This is a genomic window from Sinosporangium siamense (assembly GCF_016863435.1).
Taxonomy (GTDB): domain Bacteria; phylum Actinomycetota; class Actinomycetes; order Streptosporangiales; family Streptosporangiaceae; genus Sinosporangium; species Sinosporangium siamense.
This window is the reverse complement of the sequence record NZ_BOOW01000018.1, coordinates 195,935-215,915: the sequence shown is the minus strand read 5'-3', so window position 1 is coordinate 215,915 and position 19,981 is coordinate 195,935. Positions and strand designations below refer to the sequence as shown.

The window sequence follows — 19,981 nt, the reverse complement described above, 5'->3', positions numbered from 1 at the left end:
CTCCGCACCGTAGATCGAGTCAAGAGTCAGCAAGTGTCGGCGACGAATGTGTAAGGGTCGTTCCGATCGCCGAGACCGACCCGCATGATGGGTTCTGCGGCCTTCAAGGTGACCCAGGGGAAGGCCGACCGGTGTGATCGTGAGCCCTTCCGCACACCGGTGCCCTCGGCACCTGACCCGAGGGTGGGCCCAGCCGGGGACGGCATTCGGGGGGAGGCCGTCCCGTGGCTGGGCCCTGGGTCATTCCTTACGCGCGTCGCCATACGCGTTATGCGCCACGCCTCACACGTTTCCGGCGGGTTGCTCCATGCCCCGCGTCCACTTCCGGGAGGCGAGCGGCGGCACAACACTTCTCAGCCCCCGATCCGGCCCTCTCTCACCTCGGCGCGCCCTCCACCCAACGAGCCGCCACACAGCACCCGCTCAACCCGCCGACACGGCACTGTCTGTCCCAGCCCGGACGCCCCCGCCACCCACTTCCAACCCGCGAGCCGCCACACAGCACGCCTTCAGCCGGTCGACATGCCAGGCTCTGCCGTACTCCGCGCCTGAAAACACGTCCCAGGCCGACGGCGGCCCTGATCGCCTCCACCGCAGGCCTACCGAATGCCTGGTCGCCACCCCCTCGGTCGCCACTCCCAAGGCCCCCGGCTGCGCCCTCGGAGCGCCGAAAGCCAGGAAGGTGGCACGGCTGGGATGGGGACGCACGCCGCGTGGGCCGGGCCGATGACCTTCGGGTCCGGGTCGGAGTTCGACGGGCACGACGTGATCCATCCCGACCTCGGCAGCGCGGTGACGTCCGGCCCCAGGGAAGGGCCCGGCCGACCCGCACTGCCCAGCCGCGCAAGTCGAAGGGCTGCGGGACCGAAGGCCAGGTTTGAGCCCAGGGGTGTGGCCTTCCGGCTGAGATCGGCCCGCACCACCCACTCGCCGCGCGCCCAAGCCGGGCAACTGCGAGATCGGAGGCTCGAGGACGCGGTCTTCTCGCTGGAGCGAGCCCAGGGACGGGGCCTCCACGCTCACGTCCAACCGAGCCTGAGAACGCGGTCCTCACGTCCAACCGAGCTCAAAAGCGTGGCCGTGGGCCCGTGCCGTACTCGCGTCTAGGGCCGGGGGACGGGCCGGGTCAGGTCTTATCCAGGAACTCCGCCTTCTGGTCCCCCAGCAGTCGGTCGATCTCCATGTTGAGGGCGGGGTGGGCAGTCAGGTCGGGGTCCTCGGTGAGGAGCTGGACGGCCTCTTCGCGGGCGGAGACGATGACGTCCTCGTCGCGCAGCAGTTGCAGCATCTTGAGCGACGACCTGCGCCCCGACTGGGCGACGCCGAGCACGTCGCCCTCGCGCCGGGCCTCAAGGTCGACGCGGGACAGCTCGAAGCCGTCCAGGGTCGCCGCCACGGCGTCGAGCCTGCCGCGGGCCGGGGTGCCCGCGGGGAACTCCGTGACGAGCAGGCAGAGCCCGGGAAGCCCGCCCCGGCCGACGCGGCCGCGGAGCTGATGGAGCTGGGAGACCCCGAAACGGTCGGCGTCCATGATGACCATGACCGACGAGTTGGGCACGTCGACGCCCACCTCGATCACGGTCGTGGCCACGAGGACGTCCAGGTCGCCCTTGGCGAAGGAACGCATGACCGCGTCCTTCTCCTCGGGGGGAAGCTTGCCGTGCAGGATCGCCAGCCGCAGCCCCGCGAGGGGCCCCTGGGTGAGGACGGCGGCGACCTCGGTGACCGACAGCGGCGGGCGGCGCTCGTCGCCGGGCGCGTCGAGGTCGCCCTCGTCGCCCTCCTGGTCGCCGATGCGGGGACACACGACGTAGACCTGGCGGCCGAGGCCGACCTCCTCACGCACCCGCTCCCAGGCCCGCTCAAGGTAGTGCGGCTTGTCGGCGGCGGGCACCACGTGTGTGGAGATGGGCGCGCGACCGGCGGGAAGCTGGGAGAGCGTGGACACCTCAAGGTCGCCGAACACGGTCATGGCGACCGTGCGCGGGATGGGGGTGGCCGTCATCACCAGCACATGCGGCCTGCCGTCACCGGCCTTGGCGCGCAGCGCGTCGCGCTGCTCGACGCCGAAGCGGTGCTGCTCGTCCACCACCACCAGGCCGAGGTCTTGGAACTGCATCTGGTCTTGCAGCAGCGCGTGGGTGCCGACCACGATGCCGGCGTCACCGGAGGCGGCCTCCAGCATGGCCGCGGCCCTGACCGGCTTGGGCATCGAACCGGTGAGCAGCGTCACCCGCGTGCCGCCGAACATGCCGCCGCCCGCCAGCTCGCCGAGCATCGAGGTGATGGACCGGTGGTGCTGCTGGGCGAGGACCTCGGTGGGGGCGAGCAGCGCGGCCTGCCCCCCGGCGTCGACGACCTGGAGCATGGCCCGCAGCGCGACCACGGTCTTGCCCGCGCCGACCTCGCCCTGGAGGAGGCGGTGCATCGGGTGGGCGGTGGCGAGGTCGGCCGCGATCTCCTCGCCGACCTCGTGCTGGCCGTCGGTCAGCTGGAACGGCAGAGCCCCGTCGAAAGCCGCGAGCACGCCCGCCTCGGCGCGTGGCCTGGGCTTGGCGGGCAGCCGTCCGGCGGCGAGGCGGCGGCGCACGAGCACCGACTGCAGCACGAACGCCTCGTCGAACTTGAGCCGCTTTTGCGCCCGCTTCACATCGGCGAAGTCCTTGGGCCGGTGGACGGCCACGAGGGCCTCGGCGAGGCCGGGCAGCTTGTGGCGGCCGCGGAGCGCGGCGGGGAGGGGGTCGTCGAGCGGGCCGAGCGTGTCGAGCACGAGGCCGACGGCGCGGCGGATGGCCCACGGCGTGATGTCCTTGCCCGCGGGGTAGATGGGCACGGGGGTCGCCGCGAACTCCTCCGCCGAGTCCTCGGTGTCGTCGAACAACTCGAAGTCGGGATGGGCGAGCTGCCACCGGGGCTTGTCCGACCGGCCGAAGGCCCCCACCTTGCCGGCGAACATGCCCCGCCTGCCGGGCTTGAGGCGGGACTCGGCGACGTGGGAGGTCTTGCCGAAGAAGGCGAGATAGATCTTGTTGCGCGAGCCGTCGACCACTTCGACCTCAAGCCAGGTGCCGCCGCGGTTGCGCATCGGCTTGCGCATGACCCGGGTCACCTCGCCCACGATGGTGGCGTGCTCGTCGACCTCAAGGGCGTCGATCGAGGTCAGCTCGCCCCGCTCGGCATATCGCCGCGGGTAGTGACGCAGCAGATCGCCGACCGTGGTCAGGTCGAGCACGGTCTCAAGTAGTTTGGCCGTCTTAGGGTCCAGCGCTTTGGCCAGCGGCTCGTCGAAGCGGCTCACACCACTCAGTTCTACCGTCTGCCTCCGACAGTGTCGGCGTTTCCGGCCCGGGCGCCGCGAGAAGGCGCCGGTTATTCGACCCCGATGAGCAGCGGATAGCCCCCTTGTCCCCCTTGGAACACCACCACCTCGACGTCGGGGCGCCGCAGCGCGAGGTCGGCGCGCACGGCCTCGACCAGCGCCGGGGAGGCGTTCTCGCCGGTCAGCAAGGTCACCAGCTCGCTCGCCGGGGTCAGCATGCGGGCGGTGATCTCGGTCGCCGTGTCGGCGACAGCCGTACCGATCACGGCGACGTCGCCGTCGACCACCCCGAGCACGTCGCCGGGGCGGCACAGGCCGGCGCTCGTCATCGCCTCGCGGTCGGCGACCCAGACGTGGCCCGCGCGGGTGTGCCCGGCGGCGTCGGTCATGGCCACCACGTCGTCGTCGAAGCGGCGAAGCGGGTCGTGTACGGCGAGAGCCGCCAAACCCTGCACCGACGACTTGGTCGGGAGCACACTGACGGTGAGGCCCCTCTCGCGGGCGATCTCGGCGGCGGCCAGGGCGATCTCGCGGGCGCCGACGTCGTTGGGCAGGACCGCGACCTCCGTGCCGGCGCTCTGGACGGCGGACAACACGGCGGGCATGGGTGGGGCGCCGCCGGGTTCGCGGCGGACGACGACGGCGCCGGCCTGCTCGAACAGCCCAGCGAGGCCCTCCCCCGCCGCCACCGCCACCACACCCCTGCCGGTGCGGGCCGGGTGCACACGGGCGGGCGAGGCGAGATAGGTGACCTTGATGCGGTGGGGGCGCCCGGCGCGCAGGCCCGCCTCGACGGCGGCTCCGGCGTCGTCCACATGCACGTGAACGTTCCACAGGCCGTCGCCGCCGACCACCACCAGCGAATCGCCGAGTCCGTCCAGCTCCGCCCGCAACGCCGCGACGCTCCTGTCGTCGGCGTCGAGGAGGTACATGACCTCGTAGGCGGGCCCGCCCGGCACCTCCGCGGGCACAACCCTGGCCGCCGGGGCCGGCACATCGAACCGCGCCGGGGACGCACCCGTCACCACGGCCACCAGCGCCTCCAGGATCAGCGCGAACCCCGCGCCGCCCGCGTCCACCACACCGCTGCGTGCCAGCACGTCGAGCTGCTCGGGGGTGCGCGACAGAGCGGCCCGCGCCTCTCGCGCGGCCTGGCTCGCCACGCCGGCCAGCGCCTGCCCGCCGCCCTGGAGCACGGCGCCGGCCACCGCGGTCAACACGCTCAGCACCGTGCCCTCGACCGGCCTCGCCACCGCGCCCCTGGCCAGCTCGGCCGCGCGTACAAGCCCTTGCCGCAGATCGTCGCCCCCACCCGGCGCGGACCTGAACACCTCGGCCATGCCTCGCAGCGCCTGGCTGACGATCACACCGGAGTTGCCGCGCGCGCCGACCATGGCGCCGTAGGCGAGGGTCTGCCATATGACATCCGCACCGACCTCGTCGGGCAGCGCGTCGATGGCCTCGGCAGCCGACAACATCGTGAGGTGAAGATTGGTCCCGGTGTCGCCGTCGGGCACGGGGAACACGTTGAGCGCGTCGATCTCCGCCCTGGCCTTGCCGAGAATTTCAGCCGACAATTTGGACCAACGCCGCACCGCAGGCGGATCGAGCACCTGCAGCATGCCAGTCCTCCTCGATGCGCTACGGTTGTGTGAGGAGATTATCCACGTCCGTGCCCTCGGAACGTCTTGCGTGGCGTGCACTCGCGGGCATCGGATATTCTCGTGTGGCCAGCCGGTTGTCCCGGCCTGCCCGATGACGCCCTGCAGAGGCTGCGGATCGGGCTATCGACTGATCTAAGGAGCGATACCGTGGCTTCCGTTTGCGACGTCTGCGGCAAGGGGCCGACCTTCGGCAACAACATCTCGCACTCGCACCGCCGCACCCGTCGCCGCTGGAACCCCAACATCCAGACGGTGCGGGCCAAGATCGGCGGCACGCCCAAGCGTCTCCAGGTGTGCACGTCCTGCATCAAGGCGGGCAAGGTCAGCCGCTAGTCCCGGCTGATCCACCGCGCAGGCCAACGCCAAGCGCTTTCGCGACAGCCCGGTTCCTTCATGTGGGTTCACCTCGGACCCACATGCCGAGGTGCCGGGCTGTCGCGTTTTCGCATATGCGAGGGGTACGGCTACCGCCCGGGTCACACAGGACGCGGTCCGGCGACCGCTCTCAGCCAACGTAAGCGCAGGCTCTCCTTAGGCCGCACCCCGCAGGCGCTCCCCTGGGAGACCTCGACCAGACGTTCGGGCTGTACGCCGTGGAACCGGGGCCACCGTCCGAGGACGCCCTGCGCCGGCTGGGCCGTCGTCAGCACGCCCAGCGCCGCCGGAGAGCCCGCCGCAGACGGAGGCTGAAGTCAACCCGCAGGGCGGGGGTGCGGGACGGCCTCTAGGCGGGCTCGGAGCGCCGGCGCCAGCCGTGGTCCACCGGGCCGATGCCGGCGCCCAGAGGGAAGCCGTGGGCGATGGCCCCGGTGACATATTCCTTGGCCAGGCGAACCGCCTCAGGCACCTCGTGGCCCAGTGCCAGGTAGGAGGCGATGGCCGAGGCCAGGGTGCAGCCCGTGCCGTGGGTGTGGCGGTTGTTGTGGCGCGGTGCCCCGAAGGTGTGTACGGCGGAGCCGTCGGTCAGCAGGTCCACGGGAGCCCCGGGCAGGTGGCCCCCCTTGATCAGGGCCCAGCGGGCACCGAGAGCGAGCATGGCGTCGGCGGCCCGGCGCATATGGCGTTCGTCCGCCACCTTCACGCCGGTGAGCTGGGCCACCTCCCACAGATTGGGGGTGACGACGGTCGCCACGGGCAGCAGTTTCGCCTTGACGGTCTCCACGGCCTCGGGAGCGAGCAGGCTGTCGCCGTGTTTGGACACCCCGACCGGGTCGACCACGATCGGCGCGTCCACGCCGGCGAGGGCCGCGGAGACGGTCTCGACCAGTGCCGGGGACGCGAGCATGCCGGTCTTGACGGCGTGCACACCGATGTCACCCAGCACGGAATCGAGCTGGGCTTTGACCGCCTCCTCAGGGAGTTCCCAGTAACCCTGCACGCCGAGGGAGTTCTGGGCGGTGACGGCGGCGATCACGCTCATGCCGTGCACGCCGAGGGCGAGCATGGTCTTGAGGTCGGCCTGGATGCCGGCACCTCCACCGGAGTCCGAGCCCGCGACGGTCAGCACCAGAGGGGGAGTCACAACGGTCATGTCCCCATCCAACCAGGCATAGGACCCAAACCCGGCCACCGGGACCTCTGCCCGAGCCGGCGCACCCCCGGCCGCCGGTCCGCGCTCACAAACGATGCCGGGGTCCGATCCGTACCTCCGGCACCGGGAAGCCTGGCGGCACCCCTCAACGCCCACGCCGTGAGCACCGGAGCTCCCGGCCGTCGCCCGCTACCCGATCGAGCACTCCCCGCCGGTCAGGCGGCAGCTCTCCGGACGGGACTCCACGCCGTTGGCCGTGAACGTGATCACCATCTCCTCGCCGGCCCGAAGGGCGCGGGGGCCGGTGATGGTCAGCATGTCGTTCTGCTGCTGCCATACGCCGCCGTTGACGTTGGCCACCTCGGCGGTCACCGGCAGGCTGACGCGCCAGCTCGGGAGCGCCGTCCTCGACTGGTTCACGATCACCAGCGCGGCGGTGTAGTCGGCCGACGACTGGTTCACCACCCCGTAGCCGATGCGCATGGACCCGCCCGACTGCATCGACAGCACCGAACTGGACGGCTCCGGGTGCCCGGGGTTGGGCGAGTGGCTGATCACCACCTCGGATTCCGTCGGAGTCGGCGTGGGCTCGTCGGTGATCTCAGGCTCGGGTTCGGGGTCCGGCGGCGGCTCTTCCTGGCGCTCCGGTTTGGGTGCCTTGGTGGGCGTGGGTTTGCGCACGGGCACGGGCTGGGGAGGCGGGGCGTTCCTCGTGGTCGGCGGAGGGTCCTCCGCCGGGGCCGACGGTTCGGGTTCCGCCTCACCGGTCTCCTCGGGGAGGGGTTCGTCCTCTTCGAGGGGTTCGGTCGTGTCGCCGGAGGAGGCCGGGGACGCGGGCGCGGTCGCCGCGCAGTTGGCTCCCGTGGTGCACTCGTTGGCGGCCTGCCCGGATCCGGACATCAGGTTCACCCCGAGCACGGTGCCGCCCACCACGATCACGGCGGCCGCGGCGGCGATGAGGGGGAGCTTCATATTGCGGCGGCGCGGCTCGGCCCCGTCGTCTCCCCCGCCGCCCGAGGCGCGGCGGCGCCGGCGTGGGCGATCGTTGTCCTCTTCGGCGTCCTGCGACCATCCGGCGGCGAGGAAGCCGGTGCGCTCTTCCGCGCCGGGCACGCCGCCGGCCGGCGCGTCCTTGGGGGCGGGCGGCCAGACGGGGGCGCCGAGGACGCTGGTCTGCGACTGCTCGGGCGGCAGCGGCCAGCCCTGGGTCGCCCCGGGGTCCCCGCCGCCGGGAGGGTTCTGGATCTGGGTGGCGTCGGCCGTACGCGGATCGTTCTGGAAGGCGTCCGGCGGCATCGCGATGGCGCCGGTCTGCGCCCAGCTCGGCTCGACCTCCGGCTGGTCGGCTTTGGGGGGCTCCGCCGCGAAGGCGTCCGGCGGCATCGCGATCGCCCCGGTCTGCGCCCAGCTCGGCTCTTCGTCGCGCACATCGTGCTGGCGGGTGTCGAGGGGGTCGCTGAGCGGATCTTTGTGACGGGTGGCGAACACGTCGTCGAGCCGGTCGTTACGCGGCTCTTTGTGGCGAGTGGAGAACACGTCGTCGAGCCGCTCGCCGGGCGGCTCCTTGGGACGGGTGTCGAACACGTCGCTATGACGCGTGCTGTCCGGACCGCCCGGCGCCCCCGGTGCGGCGCTGGATTGCGACTGCGGATCGAGCATGTCCTGGGACGCCCAGGTGTGCGGCGCCGGCGCCTCCGCCGGAGGCGGCGCCTCCGCCGGAGGCGGCGGCGCCGGCCACCAGCCGCCCGTCTTGTTGAGGTCGTCGGGCATGGGCCCGGACGGTTGCCAGTTGTCATCAGGCATCGGCCACATTTGAGTGGATTCACCGGACTGACTGGCTGCCTTCTGGTTATCGTCGGGCATAGGCCAGATCTGGGTGGAGTCGCCGACCTGCTGTTCCGGCCCCGGTGGCGGTGGCGACTGCTCCGGGCCCGGGATGTACGGCAGGGTGCCGCCTCCGCCCGGTGGGGCACTCTGGAGCGGGTCGTAAGGAGGCACTGGCGGCCACGAGGCGGCCGGGTCGGTGCCGGGGTCGCCGGGGTCGTTGCGAGAGGGGTCGCCGTGACCGGGGGCGGCGCTTAGGTCGTCCCAACTCTCTGACCTGCGCTGCTGCCCCCACCCTGAGTGCTCAGGATCTTCTGTTCCGCGGCGGCCCATCACAATCCTCCCCGAACGGAAACCTGCCGCCAAACTTTGTAACACTAAAGCTTCTAATTTGTCACAATTTTCCCTGAAAGTGATTCCAGCCACTTCTGTCATAGACGCGCCCATCGACCTGGACACCCGCGCCTTCGATCACCTCGCCGATCACGGTCCAGTGTGCGGGAAGCCCTATGCCCACGGGGAAAACGGCGGCGAGCGCGTGATCGTCACCACCCGTCAACATCCAGTCGAGCGGATCGACGCCGAGGAAACGGCCGGCTACCCCGACCGGACCCGGCACCTCAAACGCCGCCGGATCGATCTCGACACCCACCCCGCTCGCCGCGGCGATGTGCCCGATGTCCTGGATCAGCCCGTCGCTCACGTCGAGCATCGCGGTCGCACCGAGCGCGGCGGCCTCCGGGCCGCACGAATACGGCGGGGCAGGCCGGCGATGCGCGCCGATCACCTCGTCCATCGCCCGCGCGAGGTCCGGCTCGGAACTCTCCCGATGACCCGCCTCAAGCAGGGCCAATCCCGCCGCGGCCCATCCAAGCCGCCCGGTGACGGCGACGACGTCGCCGGGCCGCGCGCCCGCACGGGTGATCGCCGCCCGGCCTCCAAGGTCACCTAGAGCGGTCACTCCGAGTACGACAAGGTCACATTGAGCAATGTCGCCACCGGCGACACTCGCGCCTACAATGTGGCATTCGTCACGCATCCCATCGGCAAGATCTTCAACCCACGCCACATCTGTATCCGCAGGAAGCCCAAGTCCCAAGAAAAGCGCAGTAGGGCGCGCTCCCATGGCAGCGACATCGGATAGATTCTGGGCCGCGGCCTTCCTCCCGACCTCGTAGCCGCTAGACCAATCCCTACGGAAGTGCCTACCCTCAAGCAACAGGTCAGTTGTGACGACGACGCGCGCATCAGGCACAGCGACAACGGCCCCGTCATCTCCCGGGCCGAGTAAAACCGTGCCGCTTTGGGGTAAGCGTCCGACAATACGTTGAATCAGGCTGAATTCACCGAGATTTCCGACTCTGATGGCGCACCTCCTGGGGCAACTCAGGGTACGGTGACCCTCCGGGGTTGATCGAATCCGGGAGGACGTGATGGTGCAGGCCTACATCCTTATCCAGACAGAGGTCGGCAAAGCGGCGAATGTGGCCCGACAGATCGCCGCGATTGAGGGCGTCTTGTTGGCCGAAGACGTCACTGGCCCCTATGACGTGATCGTCCGCGCAGAAGCCCGCAACGTGGACGAACTCGGCAAGCTTGTTGTGGCCAGAATTCAGGCAGTTGACGGCATAACGCGAACGCTGACGTGCCCCATCGTTCATCTGAACTCCTAGCCATGCGTAAGCCGTTGCTCGCTGTGCTCGCCGTACTCGCACTCGGCGGGTGCGGCGGCGCAGTTCAGGTCGAGCCGCCGCGCCCGGAAGGAGATGCGGTGGCCATGTGCACGAAGCTTGCACCTCTGCTCCCAAACACCCTGGATCACACACAGCGCACCGAATCAACCCCACCGTCCCCCTTTGTCGCTGTGTGGGACTCAGGAGCCATCGCCCTGCGCTGCGGAGTGCCACGCCCGGCCGACATGGCGGCCACCGATCAGCTCAGCGAGGTCAACGGAGTCGGGTGGTTCCCCTCGCCGGACAGGCCGACGCTCTATACCGCCGTCACCGACCAGGGCTACATCGAGCTTACGGTCTCCCGCGCCCACTCCCCGGCAACCGTCATGGTGGATCTCGCCACGCCCATCGTGAAGGCGCTATCGCAGGCCGGGTGAGCGGCGGAGGGCCAGTTCGATCAGCCGGTCCACAAGCTCCGCGTACGGCAGGCCCGTCGCGCCCCAGAGCTGCGGCGCGACCGATAGAGACGTGAACCCCGGCATGGTGTTGATCTCGTTGAGCACCAGCTGACCTTCTGGCGTGTAAAAGAAGTCGACCCGCGACAACCCCTCGCACCCGAGCGCCTCGAACGCGCGTACGGCGAGGCCGCGCAGTTCCTCGGCCACCTCGGCGGGAATGTCGGCGGGGACGGTCAGGGACATCTCATTCGGGTAGTACTTCGCCGCGAAATCAAAAAAGGTGTGCCCGTCGGCGACCAGCACCTCGCCCGGCACACTGGCCGCCGCCGGTGCGTCGTCCAAGGACTCCAGCACGGCGCACTCGACCTCCCGGCCGACGATCGCCGCCTCCACCAGCACCTTCGGGTCGTGGAGCCGGGCCGCCTCGACCGCGGCCTCAAGCTCGGCCAGATCGTGTGCCTTGGAGATGCCCTGGCTCGACCCGGCCCGGGAGGGCTTCACGAAGACCGGCCAGCCGAGATCCTCGATCTCCTTAAGCACCCTTGCTCGATCCACCCGCCAATCGCGCTCCCGGATCACCACATACTTCCCGATCGGCAATCCGGCGGCGGCGAGCACCAGCTTCATATACGCCTTGTCCATGCCGACCGCACTGGCCAGCACCCCGGACCCGACGTAGCGAACGCCCGCCATCTCCAGCAGCCCCTGGATCGTGCCGTCCTCGGCGAAGGGCCCGTGCATGACCGGGAAGACCACGTCGACCTGCCCCAGCACCGCGGGCACCGCCCCCGGCTCCGACACCACGAGTGAGGCGTCCCCTGCTCGGAGCGCCACCTCCGCCCCCGAGTCCACAACCGCGGGAAGCACCCCGTCCTCGATCGCGAATCTCTGCATATCCGAAGCGATCACCCAGCGGCCGTCCTGAGCGATCCCCACGGGCACCACGTCGTACTTGGACCGGTCGATGGCCTCCAGCACGCTGCCGGCCCCCATGATGGACACCGCGTGCTCGGAGTTGCGCCCGCCGAAGACAACCGCCACCCGAGGCCGGGTCTCACGCTTCTCGTTCATGATGCCCGAATCTATCAGTGCTCATTTACGCCACTTCGCGCCACAACGAGGACCCTCCTACCCGCCCCCCAACCCCCTCACTCCACACTCTCCACCCCAATCAGCCACACAAGCCCCGCAATCGCCGACACAGCAAGAAACCTCCACAACCGGGCAGCAGACGCAGACCGGGGAACCCAGGGAAATCGGGCTAGGCGCTGGTCCTGGTAGCGAGGGTGTCGAGGGCTTGGGTGGCGTCGGCTATGAGGTCTTCGGCGTCTTCGAGTCCGATGGAGAAGCGGACGGCGCCGGGGTCGATGCCGGAGGCGGTGAGGACTTCGGGGTCGAGCTGGCGGTGGGAGGTGGAGGCGACGTGGGCGGCCTTGGTGGTGGTGCCGCCGGAGGAGGTCGCGACACGAGTGAGGTGGAGGTTGTCGGCGAGGGCCATGCCGGCCTTGTAGCCGCCGTGGGGGGTGACGGTGACGATGGCGCCGTAGCGGGTGCCTTCTGGGCCGGAGTCGAACAGGAGCTGGGCGAGCCCGTGGCTCGGGTGGTCGGGCAGGCCGGGATAGTCGACGCGGCGGACGGCGGGATGTTTGGCGATGGAGGCGGCGAACAACATCGCGGTGGAGCACATGCGCCGGACCCGCAGGGGAAGGGTGGCGAGGCCGCGGCGGAGCAGGAAGGCGTCGTCGGGTGACATGGAGGCGCCCGTGTCGATGCGCACGTCTCTGAGTCTGATGAGAAGGTCGGGCCGCCCGACGACAACGCCTCCGGTGCAGTCGTCGTGCCCGCCGAGATACTTGGTGGCCGAGTGGAGCACGAGGTCGGCGCCGTGTTCGAGGGGCCGGCAGACGATGGGCGTGGCGTTGGTGGAGTCGACGAGCAGGATCGCGCGGGTCTGCTGAGCGATGCGATAGAGCGCGCGGATGTCGCTCACCACCATGGAGGGGTTGGCCATGGTCTCGGCGAAGATCAGCTTCGTGCTGGGCCGTACGGCGGCCCGGACGCGGTCGAGGTCGGTGTAGTCGACGAAGTCCGACAACACGCCGAAGCGAGACAACACCTTGGACAGAAGCGAATATGTCCCGCCATAGACGGGGGCGGGGGCAATGACGTGAGCCCCGGCGTTGAGGAAGGTCATGAAGACGGCGCTCAGCGCCGCCGTGCCGGAGGAGAACGCCTGGCCGGCGACGTCCTCGGGGGCGGCGGCGCCCTCCAGCGAGGCGACGGCGGCGGCGAGCGAGGCGGTGGTGGGGTTGTCGATCTGACCGTAGGTCGCGCCCTGGTTGCGCTCGTTGAGCACCGCGGCGAACTCCCCTGAGTCCTCGAAACCCCAGGAGGTCGTTCTCCAGACCGCTTGGCCGAGGGCGGCATGCCGAGGCGAGGGCATCGGCGGCAAATGAACCGAGCGGGTGTTCTCACCCCGGGACCTGCGGTCTTTCATGGTTCACTCCGTTCGCGTGCGTCCCCCTCAGGCGGACGTCACACTCCGTAGCGTTCTGGTTTGGGGGTGCGCGACATCAGCAGCACCCCGGCCTCCGCCGGGGTCAGCCCGTCGTGGACGACGCCGACCACGACTTCGGTGATGGGCATCTCCACATCGTGTTTCCCGGCGAGCGCGAGCACCGATTCACAGGACTTGACACCTTCGGCGGTCTGTTTGGTCGCGGCGACAACCTCGGCGAGGGTCATTCCGCGTCCCAGATTCTCCCCGAAAGTACGGTTTCTGGACAATGGAGACGTACAGGTAGCAATAAGATCCCCCATTCCGGCTAGTCCCGCGAACGTGTGCTGGTCCGCGCCGAGCACCGCCCCCAGCCGGGTGATCTCCGCCAGCCCGCGCGTCATGAGGGTGGCGCGCACGTTGTCCCCGAGGCCCATGCCCGCCGCGACCCCAACGGCGAGGGCGATGACGTTCTTGACCGCTCCCCCAAGCTCGACCCCCACCACATCGGTATTCGTATAAGGGCGGAACCACGGCACATGGCACGCCTCCTGCAGCCGCTCGGCGACCGACTCGTCGGTGCAGGCCACGACCGTGGCCGCGGGTTGCCGCTGGGCGATCTCCAGAGCGAGGTTCGGCCCCGACACGACCGCGACACGCTCCTCGGGAACTTCTGCCACCTCACGGATCACCTCGCTCATGCGCTTGCACGAGCCGATCTCGACCCCCTTCATCAAACTCACGAGTACGGCATGAGCCGGGATGTGGGCCCGCCAGGCCGCGAGGTTGGCGCGCAGCGACTGCGAGGGAACCGCCAGCACCACGAAGTCGGCACCGTCGAGGGCCTCCTCGGGGTCGGCGGTGGCCCGCAGGGACGAGGGCAGCGCGAGCCCGGGGAGGTAATCGGGATTCTCGTGACGCCGGTCGATGGCCTCGACGACCTCCGGGCGCCTGCCCCACAGGGTCGTGCCGGTGCCAGCCTCAGCGAGGATCGTGGCGAACGTGGTGCCCCACGAGCCTGTTCCGAAAACGGCGGCCTTGGTCATCTCTTCACCGTACGTCGATATTAGTTGACAGAATGGGATATTCGCGGAGATCTCGGCAGGGTTATCGAGGGCTTTTGGGGTGTTCTGGACGTGTCCTGTGGGCATTCTGGCGACACGCTGGAAACCACGGCACCCCAAAGGCGGCCGAGCGCGGCGGTCCCCCTCCGCGCCACCGGCCGATCACTGCGCGGGAGGAATCTCCGGCCGCTGGTCGTAGGGCAGGTCGGGAGCCTTCTCCCGGCGGATTTCGGCGAGCTGGCCGGTGATCGCGGCCATGATGTCGGCGGTCGCCTCGCGCAGCACCGACGAACGCATCGGCAGGCCCTCAAACCTCGACAGGTCCACCGGCGGCCCTGCGATCACCTCGAACTTCTTGCGGGGCAGCAACCTCGGGCGCTTCTCGCCATATGGCAAAAGCTCCTGCGCCCCCCAGTGCGCCACCGGGATCACCGGCACGCCGGTCGCCAGGGCCAGCCGCGCCACACCGGTCTTGGCCGACATCGGCCACAGCTCCGGGTCGCGGGTGCACGTGCCCTCGGGGTAGAAGATCACACACGCGCCCTCCCTGAGCGCCTTCTCGGCGTCCTTGAGGGAGCGGGCCGCGTCCGTGCTGCCGCGCTGCACGGGGATCGCGCGGAGTTTGCGCACGATCTTCCCCAACACCGGCACATCGAAGATCCCGGCCTTGGCGAGATATACCGGCCAGCGTCCGTTGTCGTAGGCATAGTGCGCGAAAAGCACGGGATCCGACCACGAAAGGTGGTTGGCGGCGATAATCATGCCGCCTTGGCGCGGTATGTGCTGCCTGCCGTGCCACTTCCGCTTGATGAACAGCAGCAGCAACGGCTTGATCAGCACTACGGCCAGGGCTTCCCAGAAAGCGGGCGGGCGTCCGGGGCGACTCATCTGCACTCCTGAAGTGTGGAGACCCCCGACACCGGGCGGGGCGGGAACGACGCCATGCGACCAAGGCGGGCGTGGCGAACGGGCGAGCGGCGCGGGCTCGGCCGCGAGCACGTCGGCGGACGTGCGGCGAGACGTGCGAACCCGGCCTCACCGCCGAGCGTGCGGAGAGGTGAGACACCTGCGAAGCGGACACGGGCCGGCAGCGGCCCGGGTGTGGTCCACCCGCCGTGAGGCCCCCGCAGGAGTGAGACACCTGCGGAGCAGATATGGGACGGCAACGGGCAGCCTCCTCTCCGAAGGATCGTCGGCGGCGAGGCGGGATCCCGGCGGCGCCGGAACCCCCTCATCCGCGAAGGGGAGGACGTCACTGGCTTCCTCCACTCATCTGGCAAGGCGGGATAAGTCTCCCGGTTGGCTCCGCGAACTGTCGAGGCGGGATGCTTAAGGTTATGCATGCGGCGGACAACCCCGGCTGGTCCCTGGTAGTACCGGTGAAGACGCTAGTCATCGCCAAGTCCCGCCTGGCCGAGCTGGCCGGGCCGCACCGCGCCGCCTTCGCGGTGGCGGTGGCGGGCGACACGGTCGCGGCGGCGCTCGCATGCCCGAGCGTGGCGCGGGTCGTCGTGGTCACCGGCGACGAGATCGCCGCGGAGACCCTCGGCCGCATCGGCGCGCTCGTGGTGGACGACCCCCAGGCCGGGCTCAACGCGGCGCTGCGCCACGGGGCGGCTCATGCCGTACGGCTGGACGCCCGCTGCCCGGTCGCCGCGCTCCAGGCCGATCTCCCGGCGCTGCGGGCGAGTGAGCTGGAAAGGGTGCTGTCTGCGGCGGGTGAGGCGGAGGAGTCGTTCCTGCCGGACGCGGCGGAGATCGGCACCACGTTCTACGGGGTGCGGCGGGGTGTGCCGTTCCGGCCCCGCTTCGGCGGTAGCTCCCGGGAGCGGCACCTGGCGGGCGGCGCGAAGGAGCTGGTCCTCGACGGGGTGGCCTCGGTGCGCCGCGACGTCGACACCCCGGCCGACCTCGCCGACGCGGTGGCGCTCGGGCTCGGCCCCCGCACCCGCGGGGTTGTCGCGCGGATGCGGCCGGTCGCAGGGGTTACGCTGATCGACGTGCAGGCGACCGTGCGTTCCTTTGACCCCGCCACTCGCTCAGGGTCGGTTTTCCTCGACGACGGCACCGAGATCCCCTTCGACGCGCCGGCCTTCGACGCCGGTCCGCTGCGGCTGCTCCGGTCCGGGCAGCGGGTCAACATCGCGATGGAAGGGGACAAGATCGTCTATGTGACGCTCTCGACCTTCCCACTGCCGGACTGAAGCCCCACAGCCGGACTGGGCCGCCGTCTCCACGAGCAGAGCGCCCGGACCGTGGACCGGTCCGGGCGCCCGCCACGTCGGCTGCGGTCACGCCGTCTCATCCCCGCTCCGCGCCCCCCTCGGCCTGCCGTGCGGGCTGCCGCCCGCCCGGCTCGTCTCGCGGGCCGCAGGCGGGATGAAGCGGCGAAACCGGCTACCTCTTCCGGGCGGCCTTCTTGCCCCCGGCGTTGACCAGCTCCTTGAAATCCGCACCGGGCCGGAACTTCGGCGCCCAGCTCTCCGCCACCTTGATCGGATCGCCTGTCGAAGGGTTCCTGGCCGTGCGAGCGGGCTTGTGCACCATCTCGAACGCGCCGAAGCCCGTGATCGAGACCTTGTCACCGCTGGCGACCGCAGTCTGAATGGCCTCAAGCACGGCGTTCACCGCCTCGTTGGCCGTCTTCTTGTCGCCGACCCGGTCCGCGATCGCGTCGACGAGTTCGCGCTTGTTCATCTAGGTTGCTCCCCCTGTTACGGCTCGGGGTTCTCTCAGTCACACTCGAAGGTCGAGGTTAGAAACCCCTTACCCGCTTGAAATTAGGGGACTATCGCGCGTGACTCAATCACCTTGCGCCATGTTTCGCTCACTCGGCGTGTCGTTCTCGGGGGCCTGAGGAGGCGCGGAAGGCGGCGGAGAGCGGTCGGAGGAGGCGCTCTGGAGCGCCGAAATCTCCGCCAAGAGCAAGTCAAGTCGCCCGGCGGCGTGGTTCAGATCACGCTTGGCGAGGTCGCAGATTGCGAGGAAACGGCGGAAGAATCGTTCTTTATCTTCCCGTGGTGCGTCCAGCGCGCGAACGCGGCGGTGCGCATCGCGCAACCGCCGCGCAAGCTCGTCCGGCGCGGTGCCCGTGGGCGTCGCGGATCGGATCAGACGGTCGTCGGCAGCCATGTCTGCCGACCATTCTCGTATGTGTCGATGTCGTCCGCGTGACGCAGGGTCAGTCCGATGTCGTCCAGCCCCTCCAGCAGGCGCCACCGGGTGTAGTCGTCGATCTCGAAGCCCAGGACCTTGGAGCCCCAGCGGACCTGGCGCTCGACCAGGTCGACGGTCACCTCGAGGGCCGGGTCGGCCTCCACCGCGGCCTGCAGGGCCTCGACCTCGTCGCTGGGCAGGACGACGGGGAGCAGGCCCATCTTGGTGGAGTTGTTGCGGAAGATGTCACCGAAGCGGGCGGCGATGACGGCGCGGAAGCCGTATTGCTGAAGCGCCCACACGGCGTGCTCACGCGAGGAACCGGTGCCGAAGTCGGGCCCGGACACCAGGACGGACGCGCCCTCATAGGAGGGGTTGTTGAGCACGAACCCGGGGTCCTCGCGCCAGGCGGCGAACAGCCCGCGCTCGAACCCGGTGCGGCTGACCTGCTTGAGCCAGACGGCGGGGATGATCTGGTCGGTGTCGACGTTGCTGCGGCGCAGCGGAACCGCGCGCCCTGTGTGGGTGGTGAAGGCGTCCATCACGGCTCCTCAGAGGTCGGCGGGGGCGGTCAGCTTGCCGGTGACCGCGGTGGCGGCGGCGACGGCCGGGGAGACCAGGTGGGTGCGCCCGCCCTTGCCCTGCCGGCCCTCGAAGTTGCGGTTGGAGGTCGAGGCGCTGCGCTCGCCCGGCTTGAGCGTGTCGGGGTTCATGCCGAGGCACATGGAGCATCCGGCCTGGCGCCACTCGGCGCCGGCGGCCTTGAACACCTCGTCCAGCCCCTCCTCCTCCGCGGCCTTCTTGACCTGCATGGAGCCGGGGACGATCAGGGTGCGGGTGACGACCTGGCGCCCGCGCAGGATGTCGGCGGCGGCGCGGAGGTCCTCGATGCGGCCGTTGGTGCACGACCCCACGAACACGGTGTCGACCTCGACGTCGACCAGGCGCGTGCCGGCGGTCAGGCCCATGTAGTCGAGCGCGCGCTCGGCGGCGGAGCGCTCGATCGGGTCGGCGAAGCTCTCCGGCGAGGGCACGACGGAGCCCAGCGGGGCACCCTGTCCGGGGTTGGTGCCCCAGGTGACGAACGGCGTGAGAGTGCTCGCGTCGATCTCCACGACCTTGTCGAAGACCGCGTCGTCGTCGGTGCGGAGGGTCTTCCAGTGCGCCACGGCCTCGTCCCAGGCGGCGCCCTCGGGGGCGTGGGCCCGGCCCTTGAGGTAGGCGAAGGTGGTCTCGTCGGGGGCGATCATGCCGGCCCTGGCGCCCGCCTCGATCGACATGTTGCAGACGGTCATGCGGCCCTCCATGGAGAGCGCGCGGATGGCCTCGCCGCGGTATTCCACGATGTAGCCCTGGCCGCCGCCGGTGCCGATCTTGGCGATGATCGCGAGGATGAGGTCCTTGGCGGTGACGCCGACCGGCAGCAGCCCGTTGACCTCGATGGCCATCGTCTTGGGCCGGTAGGCAGGGAGCGTCTGGGTGGCCAGCACGTGCTCGACCTCGGAGGTGCCGATGCCGAAGGCGATCGCGCCGAAGGCGCCGTGGGTCGAGGTGTGGGAGTCGCCGCACACCACGGTCATGCCGGGCTGGGTCAGGCCGAACTGCGGGCCGATGATGTGGACCACACCCTGACCGGCGTCGCCCATGGGGTGGAGCCTGATGCCGAACTCCGCGCAGTTCTTGCGGAGGGTCTCGACCTGGGTCTTGGACACGAGGTCGGTGATCGGGCCGAGCACGGTCGGGACGTTGTGGTCCTCGGTCGCGATGGTCAGCTCCGGACGTCGCACACTCCGGCCGCTGAGACGCAGACCGTCGAACGCCTGCGGGCTGGTCACCTCGTGGATGAGGTGCAGGTCGATGTAGAGCAGGTCGGGCTCACCGTCTGCACGTCGCACAACGTGCTGCTCCCAGACCTTTTCGGCCAGTGTGCGGCCCATGTCGCCTCCTTGCGATCTCTTCTCGCACCCGACTTGCTTTCTCATATGCCGAGACGGCAGTATCGGGTTATGGACAACTCTAGCGGAGTCGGAGTACTCGACAAGGCCGTTCTCGTGCTTAACGCCCTGGAAGCGGGCCCGGCCTCCCTGGCCCAGCTCGTGCAGTCGACCGGTCTGGCCCGCCCAACAGCGCACCGGCTGGCCGTGGCCCTGGAGCACCACCGCATCGTCTCCCGTGACACCCAGGGCAGATTCATCCTCGGCCCGCGCCTTTCCGAGTTGTCCACGGCTGCCGGAGAGGATCGTCTGCTCGCCATCGCCGCGCCGGTTTTGACCCACCTTCGGGACTTGACGGGGGAAAGTGCTCAACTTTACCGCCGTCAGGGGGATGAGAGGGTTTGCGTGGCCGCGGCGGAACGCGCCAGCGGCCTGAGGGACACCGTACCCGTCGGTTCGGGCCTGCCCATGGGCGCCGGGTCCGCCGCGCAGGTGCTGCTGGCGTGGGAGGAGCCCGACCGGCTGCACCGGGGGCTGCGCGGGGCCAAGTTCACCGCGGCCACGCTGGCCAGCGTGCGGCGGCGGGGGTGGGCGCACAGCGTCGGCGAGCGGGAGCAGGGTGTGGCGAGCGTCTCGGCCCCCATCAGGGGTGTGGGAGGCAAGGTCGTCGCCGCCGTGTCGGTGTCGGGGCCGATAGAGCGCCTGACGAGGACGCCGGGCCGGCTACACGCGGCTCCGGTGGTCACCGCGGCCGAACGCATCACGGAAGCGATGCGCCGCGCCAGCTAAACTCCTCCCAAGCGCGACATGTCGGGCTAGCTGAATCCTGGCCTGAGGCTCGATATCGGGAGCCGACCACTG

General features: G+C 70.0%; 18 protein-coding genes. 5 read left to right on the top strand and 13 right to left on the bottom strand.

Annotated elements, in window-relative coordinates:
* Nucleotides 1-1,126: 1,126 nt before the first annotated feature.
* Together recG and fakA are read right to left on the bottom strand one after the other, a co-directional pair.
* Nucleotides 1,127-3,298 carry an ATP-dependent DNA helicase RecG gene (gene recG, locus Ssi02_RS14250; RefSeq protein ID WP_204025680.1) on the bottom strand — a complete coding sequence of 724 codons (2,172 nt, stop codon included), beginning with the start codon at nt 3,296-3,298 and terminating at the stop codon, nt 1,127-1,129.
* Between the two features lie 71 nt (nt 3,299-3,369).
* Nucleotides 3,370-4,941: a DAK2 domain-containing protein gene (gene fakA, locus Ssi02_RS14245; RefSeq protein WP_204025678.1), complete on the bottom strand. Its 1,572-nt coding sequence runs from the start codon at nt 4,939-4,941 to the stop codon at nt 3,370-3,372.
* Nucleotides 4,942-5,130: 189 nt separating this feature from the next.
* Here fakA and rpmB point away from each other — a divergent pair, with 189 nt between their 5' ends.
* Entirely contained in the window at nt 5,131-5,316 is a 186-nt protein-coding gene (rpmB, locus tag Ssi02_RS14240) for a 50S ribosomal protein L28 (RefSeq protein ID WP_204025676.1), read from the top strand.
* Nucleotides 5,317-5,707: 391 nt separating this feature from the next.
* On the opposite strand, the gene thiD is transcribed toward rpmB, so the two are convergent.
* From thiD to Ssi02_RS14225, 3 genes are all read right to left on the bottom strand, one after another.
* Nucleotides 5,708-6,514, bottom strand: coding sequence for a bifunctional hydroxymethylpyrimidine kinase/phosphomethylpyrimidine kinase (gene thiD / locus Ssi02_RS14235; protein WP_204025674.1), 807 nt, complete (start codon nt 6,512-6,514; stop codon nt 5,708-5,710).
* A 189-nt stretch (nt 6,515-6,703) separates the two neighbouring features.
* Nucleotides 6,704-8,317, bottom strand: coding sequence for a hypothetical protein (locus Ssi02_RS14230; RefSeq protein WP_204025671.1), 1,614 nt, complete (start codon nt 8,315-8,317; stop codon nt 6,704-6,706).
* Nucleotides 8,318-8,732: 415 nt separating this feature from the next.
* Nucleotides 8,733-9,704, bottom strand: coding sequence for a thiamine-phosphate kinase (locus Ssi02_RS14225; protein ID WP_204025962.1), 972 nt, complete (start codon nt 9,702-9,704; stop codon nt 8,733-8,735).
* A 67-nt stretch (nt 9,705-9,771) separates the two neighbouring features.
* On the opposite strand from Ssi02_RS14225, the gene Ssi02_RS14220 reads away from it, so the two are divergent.
* Together Ssi02_RS14220 and Ssi02_RS14215 are read left to right on the top strand one after the other, a co-directional pair.
* Nucleotides 9,772-10,011 carry an Lrp/AsnC family transcriptional regulator gene (locus Ssi02_RS14220; protein WP_204025669.1) on the top strand — a complete coding sequence of 80 codons (240 nt, stop codon included), beginning with the start codon at nt 9,772-9,774 and terminating at the stop codon, nt 10,009-10,011.
* Between the two features lie 2 nt (nt 10,012-10,013).
* Nucleotides 10,014-10,448 (top strand): DUF3515 domain-containing protein, encoded by a 435-nt coding sequence (locus tag Ssi02_RS14215; protein ID WP_204025667.1) that lies wholly within the window; start codon nt 10,014-10,016, stop codon nt 10,446-10,448.
* Here the strand turns inward: Ssi02_RS14215 and Ssi02_RS14210 are convergent.
* The 4 genes from Ssi02_RS14210 to Ssi02_RS14195 form a co-directional block, all read right to left on the bottom strand.
* The gene (locus tag Ssi02_RS14210; protein WP_204025665.1) at nt 10,431-11,540 is read right to left on the bottom strand and encodes a D-alanine--D-alanine ligase family protein; all 1,110 of its coding nucleotides are present in this window, start codon (nt 11,538-11,540) and stop codon (nt 10,431-10,433) included. The genes Ssi02_RS14215 and Ssi02_RS14210 overlap by 18 nt on opposite strands.
* Nucleotides 11,541-11,730: 190 nt before the next feature.
* Nucleotides 11,731-12,966, bottom strand: coding sequence for a trans-sulfuration enzyme family protein (locus Ssi02_RS14205; protein ID WP_204025663.1), 1,236 nt, complete (start codon nt 12,964-12,966; stop codon nt 11,731-11,733).
* Nucleotides 12,967-13,004: 38 nt separating this feature from the next.
* Nucleotides 13,005-14,012, bottom strand: coding sequence for an NAD(P)H-dependent glycerol-3-phosphate dehydrogenase (locus tag Ssi02_RS14200; RefSeq protein ID WP_204025661.1), 1,008 nt, complete (start codon nt 14,010-14,012; stop codon nt 13,005-13,007).
* A 180-nt stretch (nt 14,013-14,192) separates the two neighbouring features.
* Nucleotides 14,193-14,918 (bottom strand): lysophospholipid acyltransferase family protein, encoded by a 726-nt coding sequence (locus tag Ssi02_RS14195; RefSeq protein WP_204025659.1) that lies wholly within the window; start codon nt 14,916-14,918, stop codon nt 14,193-14,195.
* A gap of 491 nt (nt 14,919-15,409) precedes the next feature.
* On the opposite strand from Ssi02_RS14195, the gene cofC reads away from it, so the two are divergent.
* On the top strand, nt 15,410-16,234 hold the full coding sequence (gene cofC, locus Ssi02_RS14190) for a 2-phospho-L-lactate guanylyltransferase (protein WP_307825662.1): 825 nt from the start codon (nt 15,410-15,412) through the stop codon (nt 16,232-16,234).
* Between the two features lie 193 nt (nt 16,235-16,427).
* On the opposite strand, the gene Ssi02_RS14180 is transcribed toward cofC, so the two are convergent.
* From Ssi02_RS14180 to leuC, 4 genes are all read right to left on the bottom strand, one after another.
* Entirely contained in the window at nt 16,428-16,727 is a 300-nt protein-coding gene (locus Ssi02_RS14180) for an HU family DNA-binding protein (RefSeq protein WP_204025656.1), read from the bottom strand.
* Between the two features lie 105 nt (nt 16,728-16,832).
* Entirely contained in the window at nt 16,833-17,162 is a 330-nt protein-coding gene (locus Ssi02_RS14175; RefSeq protein WP_204025654.1) for an SCO5555 family protein, read from the bottom strand.
* Nucleotides 17,141-17,728 carry a 3-isopropylmalate dehydratase small subunit gene (leuD, locus tag Ssi02_RS14170; RefSeq protein WP_204025652.1) on the bottom strand — a complete coding sequence of 196 codons (588 nt, stop codon included), beginning with the start codon at nt 17,726-17,728 and terminating at the stop codon, nt 17,141-17,143. Before leuD ends, Ssi02_RS14175 begins: the two co-directional genes overlap by 22 nt.
* A gap of 9 nt (nt 17,729-17,737) precedes the next feature.
* Complete coding sequence (gene leuC, locus Ssi02_RS14165) at nt 17,738-19,123, bottom strand: 3-isopropylmalate dehydratase large subunit (protein WP_204025650.1); 1,386 nt, start codon at nt 19,121-19,123, stop codon at nt 17,738-17,740.
* 69 nt (nt 19,124-19,192) lie between these two features.
* Here leuC and Ssi02_RS14160 point away from each other — a divergent pair, with 69 nt between their 5' ends.
* Nucleotides 19,193-19,909, top strand: a complete 717-nt coding sequence (locus tag Ssi02_RS14160; RefSeq protein ID WP_204025648.1) for an IclR family transcriptional regulator — start codon at nt 19,193-19,195, stop codon at nt 19,907-19,909.
* The last annotated feature ends 72 nt before the right edge of the window (nt 19,910-19,981 follow it).

Coding starts and splice junctions, on each gene's coding strand:
- fakA (WP_204025678.1), bottom strand. CDS start 4,941: ATGCTGCAGGTGCTCGATCCGCCTGCGGTGCGGCGTTGGTCCAAATTG.
- thiD (WP_204025674.1), bottom strand. CDS start 6,514: ATGACCGTTGTGACTCCCCCTCTGGTGCTGACCGTCGCGGGCTCGGAC.
- Ssi02_RS14230 (WP_204025671.1), bottom strand. CDS start 8,317: ATGCCTGATGACAACTGGCAACCGTCCGGGCCCATGCCCGACGACCTC.
- Ssi02_RS14220 (WP_204025669.1), top strand. CDS start 9,772: ATGGTGCAGGCCTACATCCTTATCCAGACAGAGGTCGGCAAAGCGGCG.
- Ssi02_RS14215 (WP_204025667.1), top strand. CDS start 10,014: ATGCGTAAGCCGTTGCTCGCTGTGCTCGCCGTACTCGCACTCGGCGGG.
- Ssi02_RS14210 (WP_204025665.1), bottom strand. CDS start 11,540: ATGAACGAGAAGCGTGAGACCCGGCCTCGGGTGGCGGTTGTCTTCGGC.
- Ssi02_RS14205 (WP_204025663.1), bottom strand. CDS start 12,966: ATGAAAGACCGCAGGTCCCGGGGTGAGAACACCCGCTCGGTTCATTTG.
- Ssi02_RS14200 (WP_204025661.1), bottom strand. CDS start 14,012: ATGACCAAGGCCGCCGTTTTCGGAACAGGCTCGTGGGGCACCACGTTC.
- Ssi02_RS14195 (WP_204025659.1), bottom strand. CDS start 14,918: ATGAGTCGCCCCGGACGCCCGCCCGCTTTCTGGGAAGCCCTGGCCGTA.
- Ssi02_RS14180 (WP_204025656.1), bottom strand. CDS start 16,727: ATGAACAAGCGCGAACTCGTCGACGCGATCGCGGACCGGGTCGGCGAC.
- Ssi02_RS14175 (WP_204025654.1), bottom strand. CDS start 17,162: ATGGCTGCCGACGACCGTCTGATCCGATCCGCGACGCCCACGGGCACC.
- leuD (WP_204025652.1), bottom strand. CDS start 17,728: ATGGACGCCTTCACCACCCACACAGGGCGCGCGGTTCCGCTGCGCCGC.
- leuC (WP_204025650.1), bottom strand. CDS start 19,123: ATGGGCCGCACACTGGCCGAAAAGGTCTGGGAGCAGCACGTTGTGCGA.
- Ssi02_RS14160 (WP_204025648.1), top strand. CDS start 19,193: ATGGACAACTCTAGCGGAGTCGGAGTACTCGACAAGGCCGTTCTCGTG.